26 protein-coding genes and 1 tRNA gene are annotated in these 25,931 nt (G+C 45.4%); 25 read left to right on the top strand and 2 right to left on the bottom strand.

Features of this window, described 5'->3' with window-relative positions; translation table 11 throughout:
- The first annotated feature begins 88 nt into the window (after positions 1–88).
- The 7 genes from mnmG to PAEVO_RS31165 all read left to right on the top strand — a co-directional run bounded on the left by mnmG (position 89) and on the right by PAEVO_RS31165 (position 8,737).
- Positions 89–1,975 (top strand): tRNA uridine-5-carboxymethylaminomethyl(34) synthesis enzyme MnmG, encoded by a 1,887-nt coding sequence (gene mnmG, locus PAEVO_RS31195; protein WP_100541334.1) that lies wholly within the window; start codon positions 89–91, stop codon positions 1,973–1,975.
- 3 nt (positions 1,976–1,978) lie between these two features.
- On the top strand, positions 1,979–2,701 hold the full coding sequence (gene rsmG / locus PAEVO_RS31190) for a 16S rRNA (guanine(527)-N(7))-methyltransferase RsmG (RefSeq protein ID WP_100541333.1): 723 nt from the start codon (positions 1,979–1,981) through the stop codon (positions 2,699–2,701).
- Between the two features lie 1,420 nt (positions 2,702–4,121).
- Positions 4,122–4,940 carry a nucleoid occlusion protein gene (noc, locus tag PAEVO_RS31185; RefSeq protein WP_076326293.1) on the top strand — a complete coding sequence of 273 codons (819 nt, stop codon included), beginning with the start codon at positions 4,122–4,124 and terminating at the stop codon, positions 4,938–4,940.
- Between the two features lie 265 nt (positions 4,941–5,205).
- Positions 5,206–5,967, top strand: a complete 762-nt coding sequence (locus tag PAEVO_RS31180; protein WP_076326292.1) for a ParA family protein — start codon at positions 5,206–5,208, stop codon at positions 5,965–5,967.
- Positions 5,960–6,799 carry a ParB/RepB/Spo0J family partition protein gene (locus tag PAEVO_RS31175; protein ID WP_100541332.1) on the top strand — a complete coding sequence of 280 codons (840 nt, stop codon included), beginning with the start codon at positions 5,960–5,962 and terminating at the stop codon, positions 6,797–6,799. Before PAEVO_RS31180 ends, PAEVO_RS31175 begins: the two co-directional genes overlap by 8 nt.
- Before the next feature lie 232 nt (positions 6,800–7,031).
- The gene (locus PAEVO_RS31170; protein WP_100541331.1) at positions 7,032–8,180 is read left to right on the top strand and encodes an aminotransferase class V-fold PLP-dependent enzyme; all 1,149 of its coding nucleotides are present in this window, start codon (positions 7,032–7,034) and stop codon (positions 8,178–8,180) included.
- Positions 8,181–8,218: 38 nt separating this feature from the next.
- Positions 8,219–8,737 carry a DUF4446 family protein gene (locus PAEVO_RS31165; RefSeq protein ID WP_100541330.1) on the top strand — a complete coding sequence of 173 codons (519 nt, stop codon included), beginning with the start codon at positions 8,219–8,221 and terminating at the stop codon, positions 8,735–8,737.
- Here the strand turns inward: PAEVO_RS31165 and yyaC are convergent.
- Positions 8,694–9,299: a spore protease YyaC gene (gene yyaC / locus PAEVO_RS31160; protein WP_100541329.1), complete on the bottom strand. Its 606-nt coding sequence runs from the start codon at positions 9,297–9,299 to the stop codon at positions 8,694–8,696. The two genes, PAEVO_RS31165 and yyaC, sit on opposite strands and share 44 nt — an antisense overlap.
- Positions 9,300–9,513: 214 nt before the next feature.
- Here yyaC and PAEVO_RS31155 point away from each other — a divergent pair, with 214 nt between their 5' ends.
- The 4 genes from PAEVO_RS31155 (at position 9,514) to PAEVO_RS31140 (ending at position 11,326) form a co-directional block, all read left to right on the top strand.
- Positions 9,514–9,798 (top strand): putative Se/S carrier protein, encoded by a 285-nt coding sequence (locus tag PAEVO_RS31155; RefSeq protein ID WP_411830374.1) that lies wholly within the window; start codon positions 9,514–9,516, stop codon positions 9,796–9,798.
- A gap of 15 nt (positions 9,799–9,813) precedes the next feature.
- Positions 9,814–10,710 carry a mechanosensitive ion channel family protein gene (locus PAEVO_RS31150; protein ID WP_100541327.1) on the top strand — a complete coding sequence of 299 codons (897 nt, stop codon included), beginning with the start codon at positions 9,814–9,816 and terminating at the stop codon, positions 10,708–10,710.
- 67 nt (positions 10,711–10,777) lie between these two features.
- Positions 10,778–10,999, top strand: coding sequence for a DUF951 domain-containing protein (locus PAEVO_RS31145; protein ID WP_071219319.1), 222 nt, complete (start codon positions 10,778–10,780; stop codon positions 10,997–10,999).
- 236 nt (positions 11,000–11,235) lie between these two features.
- Positions 11,236–11,326: transfer RNA gene (locus tag PAEVO_RS31140), tRNA-Ser, on the top strand.
- A 569-nt stretch (positions 11,327–11,895) separates the two neighbouring features.
- Here PAEVO_RS31140 and PAEVO_RS31135 read toward each other — a convergent pair.
- Entirely contained in the window at positions 11,896–12,090 is a 195-nt protein-coding gene (locus PAEVO_RS31135; RefSeq protein WP_071219336.1) for a YjzC family protein, read from the bottom strand.
- A 238-nt stretch (positions 12,091–12,328) separates the two neighbouring features.
- Between PAEVO_RS31135 and rpsF the strand changes: the two genes are divergently transcribed.
- The 14 genes from rpsF to PAEVO_RS31065 all read left to right on the top strand — a co-directional run bounded on the left by rpsF (position 12,329) and on the right by PAEVO_RS31065 (position 25,920).
- Positions 12,329–12,613, top strand: a complete 285-nt coding sequence (gene rpsF / locus PAEVO_RS31130; RefSeq protein ID WP_009591503.1) for a 30S ribosomal protein S6 — start codon at positions 12,329–12,331, stop codon at positions 12,611–12,613.
- Between the two features lie 48 nt (positions 12,614–12,661).
- Entirely contained in the window at positions 12,662–13,156 is a 495-nt protein-coding gene (gene ssb / locus PAEVO_RS31125; RefSeq protein ID WP_071219337.1) for a single-stranded DNA-binding protein, read from the top strand.
- Positions 13,157–13,177: 21 nt separating this feature from the next.
- Entirely contained in the window at positions 13,178–13,450 is a 273-nt protein-coding gene (rpsR, locus tag PAEVO_RS31120) for a 30S ribosomal protein S18 (RefSeq protein ID WP_006207333.1), read from the top strand.
- An 822-nt stretch (positions 13,451–14,272) separates the two neighbouring features.
- Entirely contained in the window at positions 14,273–14,947 is a 675-nt protein-coding gene (locus tag PAEVO_RS31115) for an SOS response-associated peptidase (RefSeq protein ID WP_100541326.1), read from the top strand.
- Positions 14,948–15,672: 725 nt separating this feature from the next.
- Positions 15,673–17,436 carry an ABC transporter substrate-binding protein gene (locus PAEVO_RS31110; protein ID WP_100541325.1) on the top strand — a complete coding sequence of 588 codons (1,764 nt, stop codon included), beginning with the start codon at positions 15,673–15,675 and terminating at the stop codon, positions 17,434–17,436.
- 66 nt (positions 17,437–17,502) lie between these two features.
- Positions 17,503–18,465 (top strand): ABC transporter permease, encoded by a 963-nt coding sequence (locus PAEVO_RS31105; RefSeq protein WP_100541324.1) that lies wholly within the window; start codon positions 17,503–17,505, stop codon positions 18,463–18,465.
- Between the two features lie 12 nt (positions 18,466–18,477).
- Entirely contained in the window at positions 18,478–19,401 is a 924-nt protein-coding gene (gene opp4C / locus PAEVO_RS31100; protein ID WP_100541323.1) for an oligopeptide ABC transporter permease, read from the top strand.
- Positions 19,402–19,412: 11 nt separating this feature from the next.
- On the top strand, positions 19,413–20,387 hold the full coding sequence (locus PAEVO_RS31095; protein ID WP_100541322.1) for an ABC transporter ATP-binding protein: 975 nt from the start codon (positions 19,413–19,415) through the stop codon (positions 20,385–20,387).
- Positions 20,387–21,352 carry an ABC transporter ATP-binding protein gene (locus tag PAEVO_RS31090; RefSeq protein WP_100541321.1) on the top strand — a complete coding sequence of 322 codons (966 nt, stop codon included), beginning with the start codon at positions 20,387–20,389 and terminating at the stop codon, positions 21,350–21,352. Before PAEVO_RS31095 ends, PAEVO_RS31090 begins: the two co-directional genes overlap by 1 nt.
- Positions 21,353–21,573: 221 nt before the next feature.
- On the top strand, positions 21,574–22,545 hold the full coding sequence (locus PAEVO_RS31085; RefSeq protein ID WP_100541320.1) for a D-alanyl-D-alanine carboxypeptidase family protein: 972 nt from the start codon (positions 21,574–21,576) through the stop codon (positions 22,543–22,545).
- Positions 22,546–22,785: 240 nt separating this feature from the next.
- Positions 22,786–23,772 (top strand): LCP family protein, encoded by a 987-nt coding sequence (locus tag PAEVO_RS31080; protein WP_100541319.1) that lies wholly within the window; start codon positions 22,786–22,788, stop codon positions 23,770–23,772.
- A 223-nt stretch (positions 23,773–23,995) separates the two neighbouring features.
- Positions 23,996–24,430 (top strand): CBS domain-containing protein, encoded by a 435-nt coding sequence (locus tag PAEVO_RS31075; RefSeq protein ID WP_100541318.1) that lies wholly within the window; start codon positions 23,996–23,998, stop codon positions 24,428–24,430.
- Positions 24,431–24,694: 264 nt separating this feature from the next.
- Positions 24,695–24,997 (top strand): MazG-like family protein, encoded by a 303-nt coding sequence (locus PAEVO_RS31070; RefSeq protein WP_174819218.1) that lies wholly within the window; start codon positions 24,695–24,697, stop codon positions 24,995–24,997.
- Between the two features lie 5 nt (positions 24,998–25,002).
- On the top strand, positions 25,003–25,920 hold the full coding sequence (locus PAEVO_RS31065; RefSeq protein WP_100541317.1) for a DUF2232 domain-containing protein: 918 nt from the start codon (positions 25,003–25,005) through the stop codon (positions 25,918–25,920).
- Positions 25,921–25,931 lie beyond the last annotated feature (11 nt).

The raw sequence follows: 25,931 nt of genomic DNA, 5'->3' as shown, positions 1-25,931 counted from the left end.
AGTAGGAACAGCTCAGCAATATCAGGGATATTCGAGGTGGATGCCCTTTGATTACGTATATAACACAATAAGAACAGGAGGGTAAGCTATGAGCTATATAGGTGGCACTTATGACGTGATTGTAGTCGGTGCAGGACATGCCGGCTGTGAAGCTGCACTTGCATCTGCACGAATGGGTGCTGAAACGTTGATGGTTACCATCAACTTGGATATGGTTGCTTTTATGCCTTGTAACCCGTCCATTGGAGGGCCTGCAAAAGGCCATGTCGTTCGCGAAATCGACGCACTGGGCGGAGAAATGGGACGCAATATCGATAAAACCTTCATTCAAATGCGAATGTTGAATACAGGTAAAGGTCCGGCTGTTCACGCGTTGCGTGCTCAAGCGGATAAGTTTTCTTATCAGCATACCATGAAAGAGACGATGGAGAAGGAAGAGAAGCTTACCCTTCGTCAGGGTATGGTGGATCAGCTCATCGTAGAAGATGGCGTGTGCGTGGGGATCGTGACGCAGACGGGCACGGAATATCGTGCGAAAGCCGTTGTGCTGACAACCGGTACGTATTTGCGTGGTAAAGTTATTATGGGTGAATTGATGTATGAGAGCGGTCCGAACAATCAACAGCCTTCGGTAAAACTTGCGCATAACCTGCGCGAGCTTGGATTCGACCTTGTTCGCTTCAAGACAGGTACACCACCTCGGGTGCATAAGGATACGATTGATTTCTCCAAGACCGAAATCCAGCCTGGGGATGAGAAGCCTAAGTTCTTCTCTTACGAAACGAAATCCTCCGACAATGAGCAGCTTCCTTGCTGGTTGACGTATACGTCGGTGGATACGCATCAGATCATCAATGACAACCTTCATCGCGCACCGATGTTCTCTGGCGTTATAGAAGGTACGGGTCCACGTTATTGCCCGTCCATCGAGGACAAGATCGTTCGTTTTGCCGACAAGCCGAAACATCAGATTTTCCTGGAGCCTGAAGGTAAAAATACAAAAGAATACTACGTACAAGGGCTATCCACCAGCATGCCTGAGGATGTCCAGCTTGCGGTGCTTCGTTCCATTCCGGGAATGGAGAAGGTAGAAATGATGCGTAACGGATATGCTATCGAGTATGACGCCATGGTGCCAACGCAGCTATGGCCGTCTCTGGAAACGAAAAAACTGCCGGGTCTGTTCACGGCCGGACAAATCAATGGAACCTCGGGATATGAAGAGGCAGCGGGTCAAGGCATTATGGCGGGAATCAATGCGGCACGGAAAGTGCAGGGTAAAGAGCCGGTTATTCTGGATCGCTCCCAGGGTTATATTGGAGTACTGATCGATGACCTGGTGACCAAAGGGACGAATGAGCCTTATCGTTTGCTCACCTCCCGTGCAGAATACCGACTGCTGCTTCGTCATGATAATGCCGATCTGCGTCTTACTGAAATCGGTCATGACATCGGATTGATCTCGGAAGAACGTTATGCCAAATTCGTACAGAAGAAGCAGCTCGTTGAGCAGGAGATCGAACGTCTTCGTCAAACGAAGGTGAAGCCGGTTGAAGTGAATGAGATGCTGGAAGCCGCCGGATCAGCACCGATTGTGGACGGAAGCAATATGCTGACGATTCTGCGTCGTCCTGAAATTACGTTTGCCATGATTGAGTCGCTCTCCCCGTCTCCTTACGAGCTGGATGAGGAAATGAAGGAGCAGGTCGAAATTCAAATCAAATATGCGGGTTATATTGAGAAACAGCTGGGACATGTGGAAAAGCTGCAGAAGATGGAGAAGAAACGCATTCCGGAGGATATCGTTTATGACGAGATCAACGGACTGGCCATGGAAGCCCGTCAGAAGCTGAACAAGATCCGCCCGATCTCTATCGGTCAAGCATCCCGCATTGCAGGTGTAACGCCAGCGGATATTTCGATACTTCTCGTTTACCTGGAGCATTATAACCGGGTAACCGCAGCGAAAGGATAAGGAATGGACGACATTCAGAAGGCTTTTGTTGACCGGCTCGGGGAGCACGGGATTACGATTGATGAGAAACAGCTCCAGCAGTTCGAGATGTATTACGAAATACTGGTAGAGTGGAACGAGAAAATGAATTTAACTGGGATTACGGAACGGGAGCAAGTCTATACGAAGCATTTTTACGACTCGATTACGCTCGCCTTTTACGTGGATATGACCCAAATCGGCAATCTGGCGGATATCGGATCAGGCGCAGGCTTCCCTGGTATTCCTCTAAAAATATGTTTCCCGCATGTGAAGTTGACGATTGTAGATTCGCTCAACAAACGGATTAACTTTCTGAAGCATGTCGTGGATACGATTGGCCTAACTGGGGTTGAACTGATTCACGGGCGTGCGGAAGAGGTAGCTCGTAAGCAAGGATACCGTGACGGGTTCGACTTGGTCACTGCAAGAGCGGTAGCTCGCATGGCTGTGTTGAACGAGTTCTGCCTACCTTTCACCAAGGTAGGGGGTCGATTCGCCGCGATGAAGGGCAGTGATCCTACGGAAGAGGTGAAGGAGGCAGCCCGCAGCCTGAAAGAGCTGAGAGGGGCCTTGAACAAGGTTCATTCGTTCTCCCTACCCGTAGAGGAATCTGGCCGGCATATCGTGGTAATCGATAAAAAGGGAGCCACGCCTTCCAAGTATCCCCGCAAGGCGGGTACGGCCAGCAAAACGCCGATTGTGTAAGGTTCTTGCGCATCGGGGAAGATATGCAAACGATTCAAAGAGAGGGACTCTATGAAGTCCTTCTCTTTTTTTATTGGCTGTGTAGATTTCCTTGAGCGGGAAGGTAGTCTTTAACAACCCTTTTCTTTTTACATATGATATATATTGAAATAGAAATCGTTTTTTAAATTTCATTGGTTAAGTCCATTCGCACGTTTATCTAATTCTTTAAATTGGGGGTGTGGGGTGGAAGAAGAAAATAGATTTAACTGGGATTTACGAGTGGGAGGATACCCATTAGAAGTGTTTTTACGACTAGATCGCGCGCTCACCTTTTAAGCGGATTTTATTAAACAGAACCAAGGCTGATCTCTAAAAGGGAGGGGGATGTGATTTTTGAATAAGAAGGGAATCAACTATGTGGATGTATCTATATAAACTTCAAATGTTTCACGTGAAACATTTGAAGCATGCTGTCTGATATAAGCAAACACCTCTTTGGAAGCATATTGGCTTGCCAGATTATTTTGATATCAACTACGCCATCTAACTTCCATAATGAAAGATTCCCCCAAGGAGAAAAAGTCTGGAGCTATCGTAATCATGCGCTGGACATTCAATATGAACACAGGGAGCATTGACGCACAATGTGCATAGTTCGGATACATCTATTGTGTTTGGAGATTCAGATTGTGTCGAACGTTTGGATTATATTGGTTGTTGGAAAGATTTAATTTATTGGCAAATCCCACAATTATTCTAAATGTTAGGATCGCGAGATAGGCTGCAGGATGGGTGATGTGGCTTCATAACATGATATCGACGCAAAAACTTTGGAACTGTGTACAAATCATGTATAAAGCAAGCGAGAAATGAAGGAAAAAAGGTGATATTGGAGAATAGAGTTATAGGACAAAAAGTGGTAGAATAGAATCGTAGTATCCATTTGGACAGAAGGGCCGGTTTGCCCGTTCTTTAATAGGATGAAAGAGTATAAATCCTGGTTTGGTCACTTTTCCATCCTTGCTTCGTGCAGTCAACAACATTGATCGTTGTGGCTGCTGTTTTTTGGAAAGTGCCGTGCGATCCGAAGGGAATCATGGCCTTATACGAAGTAGAAGACATATATACCACTTGTGAGATATCGATTGATAGTAAGCATCATGATAAACCTCCTGTTATATCTCTCAAGAAGCAACCGCTTCATGCAGCGGTTTGATTCAGAGTAATACGGCTATGATCACCACAGGCGTCTTTTCTCTGATCAGCATGAAATCTGTTTTTGCAGGGAAATGCCTGGCACCACAATGGATTCTAGCGCCAATGGATGGTGGAAGTATCCGTGTATGACTCCATATGTTGGTTGTCCAATCGTTTAACCGATTCCGGGATCTTCGGAGGCTTATCCGTGCTATCATGAAATTAGGTGGTAATATACGGAATGAAGGAACAATTTTCGAGATTGTTTGGCTTAGCGGCAGAGCGGAACCAAGGGGATGAAGTGAAACAAATCCCGGTAAACGAGATTGTCAGCAGCCCATACCAGCCACGGACGATTTTTGATGATGAGAAGATTGATGAACTGCTCCAGACGATTAAAACGCATGGAGTCATTCAACCTATCGTTGTTCGTGTCCGTAATGGCATGTATGAGATCATTGCAGGGGAACGCCGCTGGCGTGCGGTTAAGAAGCTGGGTCTGGACACGATTCCGGCCATTGTTCGGGAGTTCAACGATTCACAGGCGGCATCGATTGCGTTAATCGAAAATTTGCAGCGTGAAGGACTGACATCCATTGAAGAGGCTGTTGCTTATCAAAAGCTGATTGATCTTCATCAACTGACACAAGAGAGCTTGGCACAGCGGTTAGGAAAAAGCCAGTCCACGATTGCAAACAAGATTCGCTTGCTGCAGCTACCGGAAGCAGTCAAAGTGGCATTGATGGAACGTAAAGTGACGGAACGCCATGCTCGTGCGCTGCTTTCATTGGATAATGAAGAGACCCAGCTCAAGGTGCTGGATGAGATCATTACCAAGGAACTGAATGTGAAGCAGACGGAAGCACGAATCGCCTTTTATAAAGAAGTAACAACGATGAAGAAGTCCAAGCGTATATCGTATAGTAAGGATGTTCGCCTGGCTCTGAACACGATTCGCCAATCGATCGATATGGTCTCCGGTTCCGGGATGGCTATCAAAACAACAGAGAATGATCATGAAGATCACTATGAAATCGTTATAAAAATACCTAAACGTTAAGATATGGTGTGAAGCGGTATGCATCGTACCGCTTTTTCTGTTGATCAAGAGATAATGCTCTGCAGCAGGCTATTTCATATAACGAAGAGGTTTGGTTTGATGTTACAGATGAGAAACATGTAATGTATTATTACTCATTTTCATCGCCGCTTATCCTGGGCGTTCCGAAGTTCCGGGATCGTTCACTTAATACATATACAGCCTATCGCTGTATATCATCTATTGCGACTACTTAGAAGAGTCTTCCTACATTGAGGTGAAATGAGTGTCAAAGATAATTGCCATAGCAAATCAAAAGGGCGGTGTCGGCAAAACGACGACTTCCGTCAATCTGGGAGCTGGATTGGCTTCGCTAGGCAAACGGGTGCTTTTGGTGGATATAGACCCCCAAGGAAACACAACGAGTGGGGTTGGCATTAATAAAGCCGATGTTGCAAATTGCATATATGATATTATCATCAATGAAGTACACCCGAAGGACGCCATCTGTGGGACTAACATAGAAGGATTGGACATCATTCCGGCAACCATTCAATTGGCTGGTGCTGAGATTGAGCTTGTCCCTACGATTTCCCGTGAAGTACGATTGAAGAAATCACTCCAATTAATCAAGCCTCAGTATGATTATATTTTGATTGATTGTCCTCCATCGCTTGGCATTTTAACGATCAATTCATTGACCGCGGCCGATTCCGTGATCATCCCGATCCAATGCGAATATTACGCACTGGAGGGTCTGAGTCAGCTGCTGAATACGGTTCGCCTTGTTCAGAAACATCTGAATACATCTCTCAAGATTGAAGGCGTATTGTTGACGATGCTGGATGCGCGCACGAACCTGGGCATTCAGGTGATTGAAGAAGTGAAAAAGTATTTTCAGGAAAAAGTGTACAGAACGATTATTCCTAGAAATATTCGTTTGAGTGAGGCACCATCTCATGGACAGTCGATCATTACTTATGATCCTCGATCTAAGGGAGCGGAAGTATACTTGGAGCTGGCAAAGGAAGTGATCTCGTATGAGTAAACGATTGGGAAAAGGGCTGGATGCGCTTATTCCATCTTTGTCTATTCATGATGATGACAAGGTAGTGGAAATTCCGCTTAGTCAATTGCGAGCGAATCCGTATCAGCCGCGCAAGACATTTAACGATGAGGCAATCCAGGAATTGGCAGAGTCGATCCGTCAACATGGAGTTATACAACCGATTATCGTCCGCAGTGTGCTGAAAGGGTATGAGATTATTGCTGGGGAGCGCAGATTCCGGGCATCTCAATATTGCGGCAAAGCTACCATTCCGGCGGTGGTTCGATCTTTTAGCGATCAACAAGTGATGGAAATTGCCTTGATTGAGAACCTGCAGCGGGAGAATCTGAATGCCATGGAGATTGCTGTAGCTTACCAAGGCTTGATGGAACAATTTTCCTTAACCCAAGAAGAGCTGTCCTTGAAGGTGGGTAAGTCTCGTTCCCACATCGCTAACTTTTTGCGGTTGCTTTCTCTACCAGAAGAAGTGAAGGACAATGTTTCACGTGGAACATTATCCATGGGACATGCCCGAGCGATTGTTGGAATCAAGGATCCGATTCTAGTTAAACAGTTGGCAAAACAGTGTGTGGAGCAAGAGTGGAGTGTTCGTGAACTGGAGGAAGCTGTTAAGAACCTGGATCGTAAACCAGCTGACAAAGCGAAGCCTAAGGCTAAGAATAGAGATCCTTATATCGATCATCTGGAAGAGGATCTGAGAGAACGGTTTAAAACAACTGTCAAAATTAAGCACAATAAGGATAAAGGGAAGATTGAGCTTAATTACTATAGTAGACAGGACCTGGAGCGGTTGTTGGAACTTCTTCAATAAAAGGTTCTGGGTTTGTTAAAGAAGATGCTTTTTATGCGTGATGGATTGAAAGCAAATGTGTGCGATTAAAAACCAAAGACATGTCGACGTTCCTGTGAGGGAATGAGATATGTCTTTATTTAACTAAACGTGAACGTAAGCGTAAACCCATAGCCTTGATGATGGAATTTAAAGATGTTCGGACATATTCTGTTAAGAGACACCAATACGGCAAAAATGAAGGGGAAACATCATGGACCCGATCGTTTATCTGGATCATGCAGCCACTTCGTGGCCAAAGCCGCCTGAAGTATTTGAAGCAATGAGAAAGGCGATGGAGGAGGCTGCTGCAAATCCGGGGCGTGGGAGTCATCGGATGGCGGTGAAGGCTTCTCGAGTACTCTATGGAACACGGAAGACGCTCGCAGATTTGTTTGGGGTAAAAAACCCTAATGATATTGCATTGACATCGAATACAACAGAAGCGTTGAACTTAGCAATCAAAGGGTATTTGCGTGAAGGCGATCATGTCATTGCCACCATGATTGAGCATAATTCAGTGCGAAGACCGTTAGAGTATTTGAAACGCACCCGAGGGATACAAGTAGACTATATTCCTGTCGATGAAGAAGGTCAGCTTGATATGCAACTAATGGAGGGCGCCTTTCGTTCTAATACTAGGCTTGTTGTATGTAGTCAAAGTTCCAATCTTCTTGGTTCGATTATTCCTCTTATTGAAATAGGAGAGCTGGTGAAGAGAAAAGGGGCTGTGCTGCTCGTAGATGCTGCCCAGAGTGCCGGTATGCTGGGTATTCACGTGGAGGAGATGCATATAGGCATGTTGGCTTTTCCGGGGCATAAAGGGCTTCTGGGGCCGCAGGGAACAGGCGGGTTGTATATCTCGCCTGATATTGATCTGGAACCATTACTGCACGGAGGCACAGGGAGTCAATCGGAGGCTATTGAACAGCCAACGGTACGTCCGGATCGATATGAGGCAGGGACGCCTAACACGATTGGGTATGCGGGACTGCAAGCAGGTGTGAGGAAGGTGCTTGAATGGACACCGCAGCATATTTACCGGCATGAATGGGAGTTAACACAGTATATGATGGAGGGTCTGCAAGAGGTAGGAGGCTTTCGTATACTAGGTCCTGCTCTTGGACAGGCGAGGACTGGCATTGTTGCTTTTGTGTCGGAGCGATACAGCGCGTCTGAATTGGCTTTTCGACTGGACCGGGAATATGGGATTGCCGTGCGTGCCGGTTATCACTGTACACCGCTCGCCCATATGGCATCAGGCACGGAACAGACGGGTGCAATCAGAGCAAGCGTGGGGATTTCTACGAGCCGTGACGAAATCGAATTCATGCGAAAAGCGATCAAGGAAATTCACAATTAAATAAACAGATCAAGATGGAGAAGAGGAAGGAAGAAAGCATGTCTGAATTAAATGAATTGATCATGGAGCAGCTTCATTGGTTTGTCGTCGGAATGGTCATGATCATCTTGATCTTATGGATAACCTTAATTGTTCAAGGGGCAAAATTGCGTAAAATGAAACGCAGATACGATGCGATGATGGCAGGCAGCGGGGTAGAGGATCTCGAATCGCTGCTGGTCCAGCTGAAAATCCAAATGGATGAAATTGAAGAAGGGCATGCCAGTCATCAAAAAATGCTGGATACGATCAGCGGCAGCTTGAAAGGGATGAAATCCAAGGTTGGCATCGTACGATATAATGCGTTTGGCGAGCGGGGAAATGAAATGAGCTTCTCCCTGGCTATTCTTAGTGAAGAGGAGGAAGGGATCGTGCTGACCGGTCTGCATAACCGGGAGAGCTCCTTTGTGTACGCCAAACCATTGAAGGATGGGCAATCCAAATATCCATTGTCTCCGGAAGAAAAGGAGGCCGTCACTCTTGCGCTGCAAGAAGGGAAGAACGGTTCCACTCTTTGATACCTGCAAACAGGCAGGTTGCAATGATATCAGACAACCGCATGACCAAGCTTAAGCGAGTGTTCTGCAATACGAAGTATTCCATAAAGCCGCCGACATTGACGATACCCGTTACGTGGATATCGCCGACCGGCGGTAATTCTTTGTGTACGCCGGCTCCAGGCTTTAGAGGACCATCGGATATTTGAATAGAACCTACACTTGATGATTGCCCTAGGCAGGCGTCAATCCCGATCACAAAAGGGTTATCGAATTTCTCGTATATGGCGGTCAGCGTATCCTTCAGATTCATGGCGTGGACAGGCTCGTCCAGCGTGCCGTAGAGATGGAACAGCGGACTGTTGTAGCGGGCTAGTGAAGTGCCGACCAGTGGCCCCAAGCAATCACCGGTGGACCGATCGGTACCGATGCAGACAATAACCAGCGGACGGTGCTGAATACGAGCGTCAGAAAGATGGAAGAGCAAACGATGTATAATAGCAGAATGGATATTAGGGTCCGTGTGTGGTATTTTTAAGCTGGAAGCCTCCGGGCGAGACGTGATTTTAGATAGACGGTTCATAGAATCTTCCTTTCGTCTGCATTTGGTAGTATCAGTATATGGATGAAAGACTGTTTTTATACTTTGGGATTTGCTAAAAATGTGATTTATATTCAACTCAACACAGAAGGCTGTTCTTTGGAACAGCATATGTGACTAGGCTGGTTGATCTATGAAAAGGTTTATATAAAACTCTCAATCATGGGGAATGATGATGAGTAGAGCATAAATAGAAATGATAGGCACGATGGAGGGGGACGGGGAAGTGGAAGGCGCAATGTTGATTGCATTCGATTCCACCCAGCAGGCGCTGCGTGCGGAAATGCTGTTGGAGTACGCGGATATCGAAATTGATCTTTTTCCTACACCAAAAGAGATTACGGCTGGCTGTGCATTATCGATTCAATTCCCACCTGATGCGTTAAAAGATGTTCAAGAGATTATCCGGCAGGAGCATGTGGAAATCCGGGGCATCTTTGCACTGGATAGCAACGAGAGGTACATCAACATCGAAGAGTAATAGGAGGACATCAAGATGAGGGGCTTTGGTTACTTATCAGAGGATGCAGATGATGTGGATTTAGTGGGATTCGCTAAGGAGGCTGAGGGATTGAAAGATAAAGTTTGGGGATGGTTAACGAATGAAGAGATGTGGATGCATATCCTGTCGTCCGGCATTCGGGTTATCATCATTTTTATTCTGACGCGTATTGTGATACGGGTTGTGTATAAAATGATTGATCAGTTTCTTCTTAGGCAGGAGAAGAGCCGAATTCAAGTGAACTCAAGACGTTTTGTCACGGTAGGGGAGTTATTAAAAAATGTAACCTCCGTTGTGTGCAACTTTGTTATGATTTTGATCATTCTTTCAGAGTTCAACTTCAAGTTAGGACCGCTGTTAGCCGGTGCCGGGGTGCTTGGGCTTGCAATAGGTTTTGGTGCACAGAGTTTAGTGAAGGACGTTATCACCGGATTCTTCATTATATTTGAGGATCAGTTTGCAGTAGGTGATGTAATCAAGAGTGGTGAGTACCGGGGAACTGTCGAAATGATCGGGCTTCGCACATCGCGTGTAAAGGGATTGAATGGGGAGACCTATATTATTCCGAATGGGATGATAACCAGCGTCACAAATTATTCCCTTTCCAACTCATTAGCCATTGTAGATCTACCGGTAAAGAACGATCAGCAGGTGAAGGATACGATAACGCTAATTCAAGCAGCCCTAACGGGAATCATGGACCGTTGCCCAGAGGTACAGCGGACTCCGGATGTGTTAGGAATCCAGTCATTGAGTACTTCCGAATATGTTGTTCGTATTGTGGCGGAATGTAATCCGAATGCAAGGGAACACGTGGAGCGCCAGATTTTTACGGATATCAAACAGGCTATTGAAGCACGGGAAATGGGACAAGAACGCGTTCAGGGTTGATCTAATTGGTAATCCAATGATATATAATAGATAGAAGAAGTGATAGAAGTAAAAGGGAGCGATAGCCATGGAGCGCAAGGTATTTCAGTTAGGGGATATCGTTCAGATGAAGAAGCCTCATCCTTGTGGAAATAATGAGATGGAGATTATTCGCATGGGGATGGATATTCGGATCAAATGTACCAAGTGTCAGCATAGCGTGTTGATCCCCCGTGTAAAGTTTGAGAAGAATATGAAGAAGGTATTGCGTTCGGCTCAGGAGACGGAAGGGGCAGGGGATACACCGTAATATCTCCTCCCTAAAAAACTCCCCATTCGGGAAGGCTCGTGTCGTTGAACGTTGCTTGAGATTATAAGTTATGCAAGACGAATCATCCGTTCTATTAACGAATACCGATACATCGGAGAGATCTTGCAGGCTTGAAGGGAAATCGAGCGCTAACGGAGCCAATAATCCCGACATAGCGGGATTGAAGGCAAGCTATTGACCAGATAACGTTTCCATGATATAATCAATTCTGCTGTGGAAAGGTACCCAAGAGGCCCAAGGGGGCTGACTCGAAATCAGCTAGGCGTCGCAAGGCGTGCGTGGGTTCGAATCCCACCCTTTCCGCCACCAATCGTTAAAGTTCCGCTGTTATGGATATAAACGATGTAGATACATAAGTTAGGCGTTAAGATGTATAGCGCCTTTGAATAAAACACCCTGATGCAGACGACCTGCAGAGGGTGTTTTTCGTTGTAACAAAATTAGTTCGTCCTGAGCATTTAAACGAAAAAGAAGGGCCTGATTGGGCCCTTCTTTCTGGGTAGGCGGTGCTTGTGAATTGGAATCATTTTATCAGCACTTCTGCGAACCTTGTCAATAGCTTCACTTGTCCAAGAGGTCAAGCATTCGGCTCATTTCCTCAGCTTGCAATCCGTGTGACGATCAGAAACCTCATGCGTCGTTCTGCTGCAACGTTCAACGGAACCACACCTCTCTCATGCACCGCCTGATTATAATGTGCGCCTAAAGGTGCATTTGTATACATGCTAATTTAACTGTAAAAAAATCCCAATATTAAACATTTAGTATTCATGGCTTGGTCGTTGGTTATTCAAGCAATACCCTGACTACGTACCGTTCGCATAGGATGCAGTAGTCACGATCTACAAAGCTCCTGGGGCTAATCACTCAGGCGATTACTTAGGCTGCACTCGGCGCTTGTTTAACCATACACGATCGTCATTTTGGGTTTCAGGAAAGGTATCACCCTTGCTCATTTTAATTTGACGCGGGTTTTCGATGCCCATGATATGGTCTCTGACGCCAACTTCCATATAAATGCCGTTGTTCGGAGCTTTGTCACCTGCACGAAATTCGGACTGTTCTCCCATTGTGGAATTCCTCCTCATTATGATGGATGGACTGCATGTATTATCATGCGCCATTGGACACCAAATCATCGCAGGGAAAGTGAGAAAAGCGCGGTAATAAAGGGAAGAGGGCATATTCAGCATCGAAAAGAAACTTGCATCCGATCACCCGTTCTGATATAGTATTATGGTGCGAGTTAGACTCGCTCCTTGCTCTCAACAGAGATTGAGGGCCGAAGTCCATAAGGAGGTGAAACATATGCGCAAATATGAAGTGATGTACATTATTCGTCCTGACATTGAACAAGAAGCTGTTCAAGCTGCAGTCGATAAATTCCAAGGCATCATCTCCAACGGCGGAGAAATTACAAAGCATGACGTAATGGGTAAACGCCGTCTTGCGTATGAGATCAAGAAATTCCGTGATGGCGTCTACGTTCTGGTAAACTTCAACGCAACACCTGAAGTTGTAGCTGAACTTGAGCGTCTCATGAAGATTTCTGACGAAGTTATTCGTTATCTCATCACGAACGACGTTGCTTAATACGTAAAAAAACTTTGTAATTGATTTCGTTCTAAGGAGGGGATTGGATTGTTGAACCGTGTCATTTTGATTGGCCGACTGACTAAGGATCCCGAGCTGCGCTATACTCCTTCAGGTGTTGCTGTAACGCAATTTACACTTGCTGTCGATCGTCCGTTTACTGGACAAGGCGGGGAGCGCGAAGCGGATTTCATTCCGGTCGTGACCTGGAGACAGCTTGCGGAGACATGTGCAAACTATCTGCGTAAAGGCCGTCTGACGGCTGTAGAAGGGCGCATTCAAGTGCGGAATTACGAGAATAACGAAGGTAAGCGTGTATACGTCACCGAAGTCATTGCCGATAATGTTCGCTTCTTGGAGTCAAACCGTGAAACAAGCGGTGGCGGAGGAAATCGTGAGGAATCATCGTTTAGCGGAGGAAGCAACAGCAATAGCAGTGGCGGAAACCGTGGGAACAATAACTACTCGCGAAACAACAATCAGGATCCTTTTTCCGATGAAGGAAAACCGATCGATATTTCGGATGATGATTTGCCATTTTAATACGGAAAGGACTGACAACACATGGCTTTTAAACAAAGAGAAGGCGGAGACAACGACAAAAGACCGGCACGCCGCGGCGGCCGCAACAAGCGTCGTAAAGTATGTTTCTTCACTGTGAACAAAATTACTCACATTGACTATAAAGATACAGACCTGCTCAAGAAATTCATCAGCGAGCGCGGAAAAATCTTGCCTCGTCGTGTAACAGGTACTAGCGCTAAATATCAGCGTGCCCTGACGATTGCGATCAAACGCTCCCGTCAAATCGCATTGCTTCCATACACAACTGAGTAATCATTTGTGTCAGAGCGGTCCAGCCTAATTGTAGGCTGGACCGCTTTTTTATTATGGAAGAGTCTAGCCTGATTACGGGGAGGGTAGGATGTTAGGATGAGTTCTTAGTGACGAGAGTCTTACCAGTGTAACAATCCAAGAGTACCTCACAGGTATAAAGCTCAATACTCTTGATGTGGAAATTATTCATTTCGAGATGACTTGTGATCATCCAAATGTTGGGATATATAATGTCTCCACAGAAGAATCATGTCTCCCCTGAGTGTACACCGAGAAGGAAAAGTAGCTACCGACAAACACAAGCCTGGTGTAAAGCTTTCCAGTTTTAAAGCCCTGAAATCATGTCTGCTTCAAACGGACAGTGTCTATTGTAAACAATACAATTTTAAACATATTGGAGTTCCTCTTGTAAGGTATAGAAATACGATGATGAAGACGAAAAGAAGCTATCCGAAAAAATTTCTTCTATTATATATAGGTACGTATCGGCTCATTAAATGAGAGCTGGGATGATCACAAAATTGAAAATAAAGTACCATCAAAATGGTGCCTTACCAAAGAGAGGATTATAGGCAGATCTCAAGCTTGCCTGATCGAAGAAGATGTCTATCGTATACAAACAGAATATAAGAAGATGGCTACGTCAGAGCGCTAAAGAAAATTTAATAATGTGATTACATAAAAATTGCAGAAATCTTTCAATTTTATGATGTCCACTCCAGAGATACAAGCGTACAAGTAGTGGAAGCTCCATGTTGTTAGTCTTATTATGCATATTCCACCTCCATTATCCAAACGATAAAGGAAAAAGGAGGTAGTTGTATGTGCAGACGATTCTCGCTGTCCGCAGGGATCGATGAAGTGAATCAACGCTTTGGCATCAATCGGGTAATGTATTACTACAAAAGCCGATACAACATTAGCCCTACTCAAACCATGCCGGTCATTGTACAGGAACAGGGAGAGCGGGTGCTCGACGAGTATCGGTGGGGGCTAGTGCCCTATTGGGGGAAAGATGCGGTCAATGCTGATATTACTACGGTTGATCAAAATCCTACTTACCGTAGAGCGATTGACACAAGACGTTGTGTGATCCCATGTAACGGTTTATATTACTGGAGAACGGTTGGCAAACGGAGTTATGCGGTACGGACCGTTATCGGAGATCATGAAATATTTGGTATGGCCGGTCTATACGAGACATGGCGAGATGCAAGAGGAAATGAAATGAGGACATGTACGGTTCTAATGACAGAGGCCAATGAAGCGATTCGAGAGTTCGAGACCCGAATGCCGGCGATTTTGTCTGAGGAAAATATGGCAAAGTGGCTGGATCCGGAAATCCAAGGAAGACATGCGGTTCATCCGCTGCTTCATACGTACCGCGGAGAGATGCGAATGTATCCGGTCACGCCGTTAGTGGCTGATGATACACATGATCATCAGCAGTGCATTGAAGAGATGGATTTAAAACTCGCTTGGGTAAAGAATCTATAGTTCGCAAGTATGAAAGAGCAAGGTTGATTTATCTGACATGGAATTTAACGCAAAAGCAATCCGGATCACAGTCCAGGGTTGCTTTTTTTAAGCTTTAACGCTGTAGGAGCCTAAACTATGAAAAAGTAGATCCATAAATCTGCGTCATCTAATAACGAATTGAAGCATATCGCAAGGATAATATATTACATAAAAATGGTTCCTAGTTGTATTCAGGGTAGACCAACCCAAGTTGTGTTAAATTAAATAACATATACATTACCTGGCAGACAAAAAAATTAACAGAAAAAATTGAACTCCGAATTAAATGTGATTTAATATTACATAAACACTGCAAAACTATGAACGAATATAGCTATAAATTGTAAATAAATCTTGATATTACATACATTTTCAGTAAACTAAGGATATCCAACGGAGATAAACTTAATTATTAACCTCGAAAATGACGTTAAAAACATGATTTTTGAGAAAAACGAAAAAAAGTAATTGACGTTACCTAAATTTACACGTATCATAACATTAATTTTATAGGCAAGAAGATTTTGCTAGAGACTTTGGCACTAATTGACCAATGGTATATTTTCTGTAAAACTTTCAATTTATTTCACATCATGCAATGACATCCTAGAGAACAAGAATTCTGTTCGAAATTATTTAAGGATGATTTCATATTCGTCCTGATAATTTATAATGCAACAACATTTTTTAAGAGGAGGATTCGCATGAAGAAAAGAATGTCACTCCTGCTTGCAATCATGCTTTTGGCCATGACGGTATTGGCAGCATGTGGAGGCGGAGAAACAGCAGAACAGCCAAGTCAAGGGGAGCAAACGGAACAAACACCACCAGCTGAAGGCGACAAAGATACTACAGAACCGCCTGCTGAAACTGGAGATGAAAGCCAAGGTTATTTCGAAGCAGCAGATCCATCTAAGAATCCAACAGCTGCTAAAAATCGTAAAGATACACTGATCGTTGGTATGACTTCACCAAAGGGTGTTTTCAACCCGTTCTTCTGGCAAACAGCATATGATAAATATGTTGTAGAAGCAATTTTCGATTCTTTCTTCACGTTGAACGGTGATGGAACGTATTCGAACCGTTTGGCAGAAAGCGTTGAAGTTTCCGAGGATAAATTAAAGTATACGTTTAAATTGAAACAGGGTGTAACTTATTCTGATGGCACACCTGTAACAGTAAAAGATTATGCATTTGCAATGAAAGTTCTTCATGATGCTAGCTATGACGGTCAATCTGATATCTTCTCGACACATGTAAAAGGTGGTCAAGAGTATCATGATGGTAAAGCAACGGACATCTCTGGTGTTAAAGTTATCGATGACCACACCATTGAGATTGAAGTAACTGAAGCAAACGCTATGACGAAGGATTCTCTGGGAGACATTTCTTTCGTACCAGAAGCATACTACGGTAAAGATTACAAACAAGGCAACCTGGAGTACATGAAGAACCTGCATACTAAACCAATCGGTAGCGGTCAGTATGTACTGAAGAGCTTCGCTCCTGGTCAAGAGGTTGTATTGGAAGCTAACCCGAACTACTTCCTGGGGGCTCCGAAAATCAAAAACGTAATTTACAAAACAACTACTGATGAAACTAAATTGGCCATGTTCCAATCCGGTGAAATCGATATGGATATGGTTACCGTTAACGAAGATACCGTAGAAGAGTTGAAATCCATGGGCTTCTTGGATATTAACATCTTCCCAACCAATGGGTACGGTTATGTTGCCATGAACCATAAAAATCCTAAGTTCCAAGATGCGAAAGTTCGTCAAGCATTATTATACGGTTTGAACCGTGCAGAAATCGTTGAAATTATCTATGGTCCTTATGCTAACGTAATCAACATTCCACAGTCGAATGTATCATGGGCATACACTACTGAAGGTATCGACGCACATGAATTCGACATCGAGAAAGCGAAGCAGCTTCTTGATGAAGCAGGCTGGGTTCCAGGTGCTGATGGCATCCGTGAAAAAGACGGCCAGAAATTTGAGATTCACTTCTCTGCAACAGCTGATAACCCGGTTGTAGATGCTTTGATTCCGGTAATGAATCAGAACTACCAAGAGCTTGGCATTAAGATCGTTGCAGAAACATTAGACTTCAATGCGATCATGGATAAGAAGGATAAAGGCGATTTCGAAATGTTCTTTGCTGCATGGGGCTTGACTCCGGATCCAGAATCCACGGTATACCGTACGGATGGACAGCAAAATGATATCGGATACTCCAATCCTGCTTATGATGCAGCAATGGATAAAGGTCTGAAAGCCTTCGATCTTGAAGAGCGTAAAGCAGCATATGCAGAAGCATATCAAGTGCTGAATCAAGACGTTCCGGATCTCCCGATTTACCAAAGACGTGATATGTGGGGTATCAACAGCCGAGTTAATGGTATGGAAATTACTCCATATAAAGACTTCGTAATTGATCTTTACAAAGTCGAACTTGAACAATAACAGCAGGAAACATATGCTCAGCTCGCAAGAGCTGGGCATATCCACTTATAAGCCGGGAGGAATATTATGAAGCAGTACATTATCCGGAGGCTGCTGCAGATTATCCCGACAATGATCGGGATCTCGATTCTCATATTTGCAATATCAGCAATGGTGCCAGGTGATTATATCACTGCAATGGATAACCCGACGATGACTGCTGAGAAAGCAGCTCAGCTTCGGGAAATTTATGGTTTGGATAAGCCGCCGGTAGAGCGTTACTTTACATGGGCTGGCAATATGTTAAAGGGCAATCTCGGAGATTCCCTTCAGCACAAACAACCGGTTACCACCGTTATGGGTAACTATGTATGGAACTCTTTTTTTATTGCTATTTTTTCGTTGATATTAAGCTGGATAATCGCTATCTTTGCTGGGGTATTCTCGGCTAAATTTCAGTATTCATTGTTTGATAAGATCGTAACCTTATTTATCTTTTTGTGTATGTCACTGCCTTCTTTCTTTATCGGACTCCTTCTCATCAAGATTTTTGCCTTGGATTTAGGATGGTTCCCGGTTGGTAGTATGAAAACATCAGGCTTGAATGGAAACACATGGCAGCAACTGATTGACATCGCATGGCATATGTTCTTGCCAGTAACTGTACTTACAATGCTCAGCACGGGCAGCTTGACGCGGTATTTCCGTACAAGCATGCTGGAAGTTATCCGCCAGGATTACATCCGGACAGCACGTGCAAAGGGCTTAAAAGAACGTACGGTTATTTTCAAACATGCTTTGCGTAATGCAATGCTTCCTGCGATCACTTTGATGGGCTTCGAATTGCCAAGCTTATTTGGTGGAGCCATCATCTTGGAAAAGATATTCATTTGGCCTGGGGTTGGTCAGGTATATCTGGAATCGATCAGTATGCGGGATTATCCGTTTATGCTCGGCTTCACGATATTCATCTCCGTATTGACATTGCTCGGTAACTTGTTATCTGATGTCCTGTATGGCGCTGCTGACCCAAGAATTCGCTTAAAGTAGGAGGAGATTCATTTGTCCGCAGAGGCTGCACCATTAAAAACGAATCTACCAGTATCGAAGAAGCAGCCGGATTCTCCATGGAGAATGGCCATTCGCCGTTTTTCCAGAAACCGTCTTGCTGTCATCGGACTTTTCATAATTGTATTTATGTTTTTGCTATGTTTTATTGGCCCGGTCTTTTCACCTTATTCCCTATTTGATTACAGTGTGGCTGATAAGAATTTGCCTCCAAGCTCGAAATATTGGTTAGGAACGGATAAACTGGGGCGCGATATTCTCCTGCGGATGATGCTTGCAGGCAGGATTTCCCTCACAGTAGGACTAGTAGCGACAGGTATTTCCGTTATTATTGGAGCGACGCTTGGCGCATTGGCCGGTTTTTATCGCAGATGGGTAGATACATTGATTATGCGTATTGCCGACGTATTCATGGCTTTGCCGAGCCTTCCGATTCTGATCATCTTGGGTGCGGTATTGTCTGACTTGAAGGTAGAACCTTCAGACCGCATTTATTTCTTGATGCTCATCATCGGTATATTGGGTTGGAGCGGTATTTCACGTCTCGTACGTGGTCAAATCTTAACGCTTCGCGAACAGGAGTTTATGCAAGCAACAGAAGCCTTGGGACTTAAAGATCGCCGAAAAATCTTCCGCCATCTGCTTCCTAATACGATTCCAATCATCATTGTATCTGCAACGCTTGGTGTAGCAGGGGCTATCCTGTATGAATCGGCGCTGAGTTTCCTAGGAATCGGGGTAGTTCCACCAACACCATCCTGGGGAAATATGATTTCTGCGGCAAACAACTTGATTGATTTCCGGAAGAGACCATGGTTATGGATACCGCCAGGCATGTGTATTCTGATTACCGTAGTCGCGATCAACTTGATCGGTGACGGGCTTCGCGACGCACTTGACCCGAAAATGAAGAAGTAGGAGATGCGAATATGGCAAAAGAATTAGTTGAATTCCGCAATTTAAAAACGCATTTTCAAACCTCCGCAGGAACCGTAAAAGCCGTCGACGATGTAAGCTTCAAAATCCGTGAAGGTGAAACACTGTGCGTGGTCGGTGAATCGGGCTGTGGTAAAAGCGTGACAGCCATGTCACTTATGCGTTTAATTGATACACCTCCTGTAGGAGGAGAAATTCTGTATGAAGGCAAGGACCTGCTGAAGATGAGCAAGCGTGAGATGAGCTTGATCCGTGGTAACGATATCGCCATGATCTTCCAGGAGCCCATGACCTCACTGAACCCGGTATTAACGATCGGGGAACAGATTGTAGAGCCGATTCTGCTGCATCAGCTTGTAGACCGTAAAGAAGCTAAAAAACGTGCCATCGACCTCATTAATCTGGTAGGAATACCGCGTGCGGAGAAGATTTTCGACTCCTATCCGCATGAGCTCAGCGGCGGTATGCGCCAACGGATTATGATCGCGATCGCACTCAGCTGTAATCCCAAGCTTCTGATTGCTGACGAGCCAACAACAGCACTTGATGTTACGATTCAGGCCCAAATTTTGGATTTGATGCGCGACATCAAGGGGAAGCTGAATACATCCATTATGCTGATTACGCATGACCTGGGGGTCGTAGCGGAGATGGCGGATTATGTTGTTGTTATGTATGCAGGAAAAGTCATTGAAGAAGCCCCGGTCATTGAGCTCTTCAAGCAGCCGAAGCATCCATATACCAAAGGACTTTTGAAAGCTAAGCCCATCATTAACCAGACTCAAGAACGTCTGTATTCGATTCCGGGACAGGTACCCAATCCGGTAGATCTTGGAGACAACTGTCATTTCCATGATCGCTGTGAATCGTGCATGCAGATTTGTAGAGAGAAGACACCTCCGCTCGGCACGGATCCTAACGGCCACAAGGTCGCCTGCTGGTTGTATGAAGAGGAGGGGAAAGCATAATGAGTCAAGCATTGATTGAAATTGATGGTTTGAAGAAATACTTTCCCATCACCGGTGGCATATTACAGCGGACGGTGGGTAATGTAAGAGCCGTTGACGGAGTCAGCTTTACCATCAATAAAGGGGAATCCTTTGGGCTTGTAGGCGAATCCGGCTGCGGCAAAAGTACTATAGGTCGTACCATTCTCCGTTTGTTGGAGAAAACGGAAGGTAAAGTTATCTTTAATGGTCAGGATATCCATACATTATCCAAAGAGAAAATGCGTGCCCTGCGTCCGAAGATGCAGATCGTGTTCCAGGATCCATTCAGCTCACTGAACCCAAGAATCAAAGTGGGCGAAGCCATCGGCGAAGCACTCATTGACCATGGGTTAGTTAATCGTAGAGAATTGAAAGACCGCGTGATTGAAACACTGGAGATTTGCGGCCTTGCCGCCTATCATTACGATCGGTATCCGCATGAATTTTCCGGTGGACAGCGTCAACGGATCGGGATTGCCCGCGCATTGATTCTGAACCCCGACTTTATCGTCGCGGATGAGCCGGTATCTGCATTGGACGTATCGATTCAAGCGCAAATCATTAACCTGCTGAGTGATTTGCAGCGCGAGAAGCAGCTGACTTACTTGTTCATTTCTCATGATCTCAGTGTTGTAGAGCATTTGTGCAACCGAATTGGGGTAATGTATCTGGGATCGATGGTAGAATTGGCAAGCAAGGAAGAGCTATTCCGTAACCCGCTGCATCCTTATACGAAAGCATTGCTGTCTGCCGTGCCGGTACCGGACCCAACGCTGAAGCGCGATCGGATTGTACTGAAAGGCGACATCCCAAGCCCGGCGAACCCGCCATCCGGGTGCAAGTTCCATACTCGCTGTCCGCTGGCTTCAGACCTGTGTAAACAGCAAGTGCCGGAATACCGCGATGTAGGCAATAATCACTTTGTTGCTTGTCACTACGCTTAATAAGACTCTTCAAATCTAGGTTTTCTGACAGCAATTAGCGTGATGATTAGAAGATTTACACATTCATAGAAGGACTTCCTATCGTCTGCGGACGGTTGGAGGTCTTTTTCGTTTTCCGGGCACATTCGTTTTGTTTTACAAAAATTTCTATACGATAAATTCAAAAAAAAAGCAGACCAAATGCCCCTTTCAACCGTCTATAACTATGGAGGGCTAATTCTATGAAAAAACGGTGGCTTTGGTTGGTCATGATGTTGTTAATGATCGTCCCGATTGGGGCGGTTGTCATAGGAAATATAGAACGAGCGGGGTTTAAGCCGAAGGTGGACGCGCGAGCGGTTGTCTTAATGGATTTAAACACCGGGCGTATTTTGCTTAGCAAAAATGGCGATATCCCCTTACCGCCTGCAAGCATGTCAAAGCTGATGACCGAGTTGGTTATTCTGGATGATATCAAAACCGGGAAGAGAACCTGGGACGATGAAGTCATAATAAGCGATCTCGCAGCGGACGTCAGAGGGGTTAAGATTGCCCTGAAATCGGGCGAAATTTTGACGGTGCGCGAATTGTTCCAGAGCATAACGGTGTATTCGGCGAATGATGCCGCCGTAGCACTTGCAGAGCATTTTGCGGGCTCCGAGGAAGCGTTTGTCCGGAAGATGAATGCCAAGGCCAAAGAGATTGGTTTATCCAGCGCGACACGATTCGTAAACGCGTCGGGAGTCGAGCGAGACACAGCCAACGATCAAGTCTGGACAACGGATGAAGAAACGGTGATGACCGCAGAGGATACAGCCAAACTGGCTGCGCATTTGATTCGAAGCCACCCCGATATTCTAAGCACCTCCAGCAAGACTCAAACGAAGATAAGTGGACGGAATTTATATTTAAGCAACACCAATTGGATGCTGCCATCGCTAGGGGGCCCTTATTCCTATGAAGGCACCGATGGATTAAAGGCAGGGTACACGGTGAATGCAGGATACTGTTTCACGGGTACCGCGGAGAAACAAGGCAGTCGGCTTGTTGCCGTAGTCATGGGTACCGAGTCCAAAGAAGCAAGATTTGAAGAGACACGCAAGCTGTTTGACTACGGATTCGCTAAAACGTTAACATGGAAAGAGCGGCTGGATGACTGGTTTCAATATTCGGGAATCTCAGCCGCTATTACGCGTGATAAGAGACCTGTTTAGCGGATCGATGAAGATTTGGTAGATTTATAGAACTGCTCGTGAAGGGTTCACATTTGACAATAATCTGGTTTACAATAGATGATGTGTGAAACTGGCCTACTGATATGAAGTGAGTCAACGGGAGGAGTTCCCGTTTAATAAGGAAGGAGGGTGAGCCAAGTAGCTTGGGGTGCAAGCAAGGACCTTTAACGATCTGACTTATCCATTAATTTATTTTATAATAAAGAAGGAATTGAACTCATGAAGAGGAAATCAATATATATTACTCTCGCTTTGGTCATACTGCTTGGCTCAACCGCGGTTCTGTTCAGAACGCAGCTAGCGGTTGTAGCATTTGATCTGTTCATGGCAAAGGATGTAGAGGAATCATTGCAGAAATCGTATAAACCGCTCCAAAGCGACAAGACACCCGAACCTGTCGTGCTCCAGAGCGAGCCGTTCTCGGTTATGCTGCTCGGGAGTGACCAGCGTGAGGATGAACCTGCGCGTTCGGACACGCTGATCTATGCGGTTGTACGCCCCATGGAGTCCAAAGTGCTCTTAATTTCGGTTCCAAGGGACACGTATGTCGATATTATCGGTAAGGACAAGAAAGACAAGATTAACCACGCGTTTGCATTTGGCGGTCATCAAATGGCCAAAGATACGATGGAGGCATTTTTCGAAGAAGAGCTTGATTATTATGCTTCCATTAATTTTCAGGGCTTGAAGGATGTTGTTGACGCCATTGGGGGCGTGGAGCTGCCGATCGGCAAGGATATCGTCAATAAAGGCAGAGACCATGAGAAATTCACGATTGAAGCCAACAAACCGATTTATAACGGCGAGGAAGCTTTGAATTATGTCCGTTATCGGGAGGATAGCGACTTTAATCGTGCGAAGAGACAGCAAGTGTTTTTGGACGTTGCGGCCAAGCGGGTGATGAAGCTTGATCAGATCGGCAAGGTGCCTGAACTGATTGAGATCATGGGAGATAATTTCCAGACCGATATGCAGCCTAAGTTCATTATTGACCTGGCAAAGCAGATGCTAACCGGGGGCAAAGTGGATATGACCAGCTATACGATCATGGGGGAAGGCATGAAAATTGGCGGCGTCTATTACAATGAGCCTGACATGGAAGACGTGCAGGAGGCCCGGGATTTGATTGACAGCTGGATGAACCCGGATACACCGGCTGACCAGCTGCTGCAGCCCAAAGATGCTGAGAAGCAAAAGTTGAAATAAATAAACACCGGTCCACCCGGATGATGTCATAGTACGTTGCTTCATCTCAATCAGCAGTCGGATGGCTGCTGATTTTGTGCCCTATACAAGGAATCAGAACGACGAAGTTAACGTATGTATGAGTATGGATAGGGGAAGGAGTAACCTGCATACCTAGGCTTTAAATCAGGAAGGTTACTTAACATGACTTCAGAAGTTGGAGTCATAAGGAGGATAATGCATTATGAATATCGCTTTTTTTCTATTACCCAAGCAGGAAGTGATCTGTTTAACACTGGATTCTACGCTCAGGCAGACGCTGGAACGGATGGAGTTTCACCGATATACGGCCGTGCCCGTACTGGATAAGAACGGCCAGTATGCAGGGACTGTCACGGAAGGTGATCTGTTGTGGCACATGAAGAATTCAGAAGGCAAAATCACTTTTGAGAACGCTTCGAAATTTTTGTTGAAGGATGTTCCTTTTCGTATGGACATCAAGCCGGTGTCGATTGACGCCCGGATGGAGGATCTGATTAATCTGGCCAAGGTGCAGAACTTTGTGCCTGTGGTGGACGATATGAACCGCTTTATCGGCATTGTACGCAGAAGCCTCATTATTGAGTACTGTGAACGATTTGTCTCCAAGGAGACGGTGGAGTCCCACGGTGCATCATAATCAAGTAGGCTTGTAAAATAATCAAGGGCGTGGGACCACGATCACAATGTGGATAACACGCCCTATTTTTGTAGAAAAGAGGCAGCAGTGCAAGAGCGGGGAGGAATAAGCGGGGTCCGATTGGAGTACAAAGAGAAGGTGGGTTATCGTTTGCCTACTGGGACTAAGGATGGACAGGGTGCACTGGGCCTTTGTGTGGGCGGCTTTTTTTTATGCTATAATGGAGAATAAAGCTGTTTTCAGGGAGAGATGGATATGCCAAATATGCCGAAGGACTTGGATGTAGCTAAACGCGCCAAAGTGATTGAATGGCTCAAAACCGAAGTAATTGACAATGTATCCCGGTTATTCAAAGCTCTATGGGAAGGCAGCACTACAAAGGTTGGAGACAGTTTGGTAAGCCTGATGATGAGCTCATACATACTGGGCCGAAGGCTCGGCTTGACCTATCGGGATTTGGATGATCTCTTGTTAGAGAAATTGAAAAAGCATAAGCAGGAAGGACATCAGCTGGAAGATTGGTACCAGGATATTTCCGCGCTCGAAGAACATTTGCGTAAGAGGTGAACATATTGAAACTGCGCTGGACCACGGCGGTATGGAGCGTTATTTATTTGCTTCTGCTGCTATCACTACTCACACCCTTTTCGATCGTAACGGCTTTCTTGTTAATTCTGCCGGTTGCGATTCTGTTTACGGCTTTGAATACAAAATCATTTATCATGCATGTGGTGCCGGTATGGCTGATCGCGCTTCTGATTCATCCCATTTATGTGTTATTTGCGATCTATTTTGCCGTTCCGGGAATTGTCATGGGGTATTTGTACCGGAAGCGGAAGGCAGCTATGCAGGTATTGAAGTACGGCATGGCTGTCATGCTGGTGGAAATGCTCCTTCTGCTCATGATCAGCACAGCCTTCTTCCAATTAAATCTGTCGGAGTATGTGGATGAGATTGTGAAGATGACGACCGCTCCGCTCACTGAGATGGGTGTAGAAGGAGGTCTGGGAGGACAGTTCCTTGGCACCGAACTCGATACACAGTTCATTAAAGATCAAACGATGCGCCTGGTTCCATTTGCGATGATTATCAGCTCGTTCCTTATGACGGTGGTAACCCATGCTTTGGCTCGTCCTACACTGGGCAGCATGGGCTTGTCCGTGCCGCGGCTGAAGCCGGCTAGAGAATGGATGCTGCCGCGTTCCCTGATCTGGTACTACTTGCTCATTTTTTTCATCAACATGGCAACCGTCAATTCGGACAATACCTTCATGAAGATGATTGTGGCAAACGCCACGCCTTTGCTGCAGATCTGCTTCATGATCCAAGCGCTGGGGTTCTTCTACTATCTCGCTCACGAACGGAAGTGGCATCCGATTGTACCGCTTTTGACGGCTATACCGATTGTGCTGTTCCCGCCGGCTATGATTATCGGAATCCTGGACTTGGCGTTTCCACTTCGTCAGGCGTTTAGTAAAACCAAAAGATAGGGTGATGAGTC

Origin of the sequence: Paenibacillus sp. GM2FR, assembly GCF_002803325.1 — a bacterium.
GTDB classification, from domain to species: domain Bacteria; phylum Bacillota; class Bacilli; order Paenibacillales; family Paenibacillaceae; genus Paenibacillus_AQ; species Paenibacillus_AQ lautus.
The sequence above is the reverse complement of the archived record's forward strand: the minus strand, read 5'-3'. Positions and strand labels throughout refer to the sequence as shown.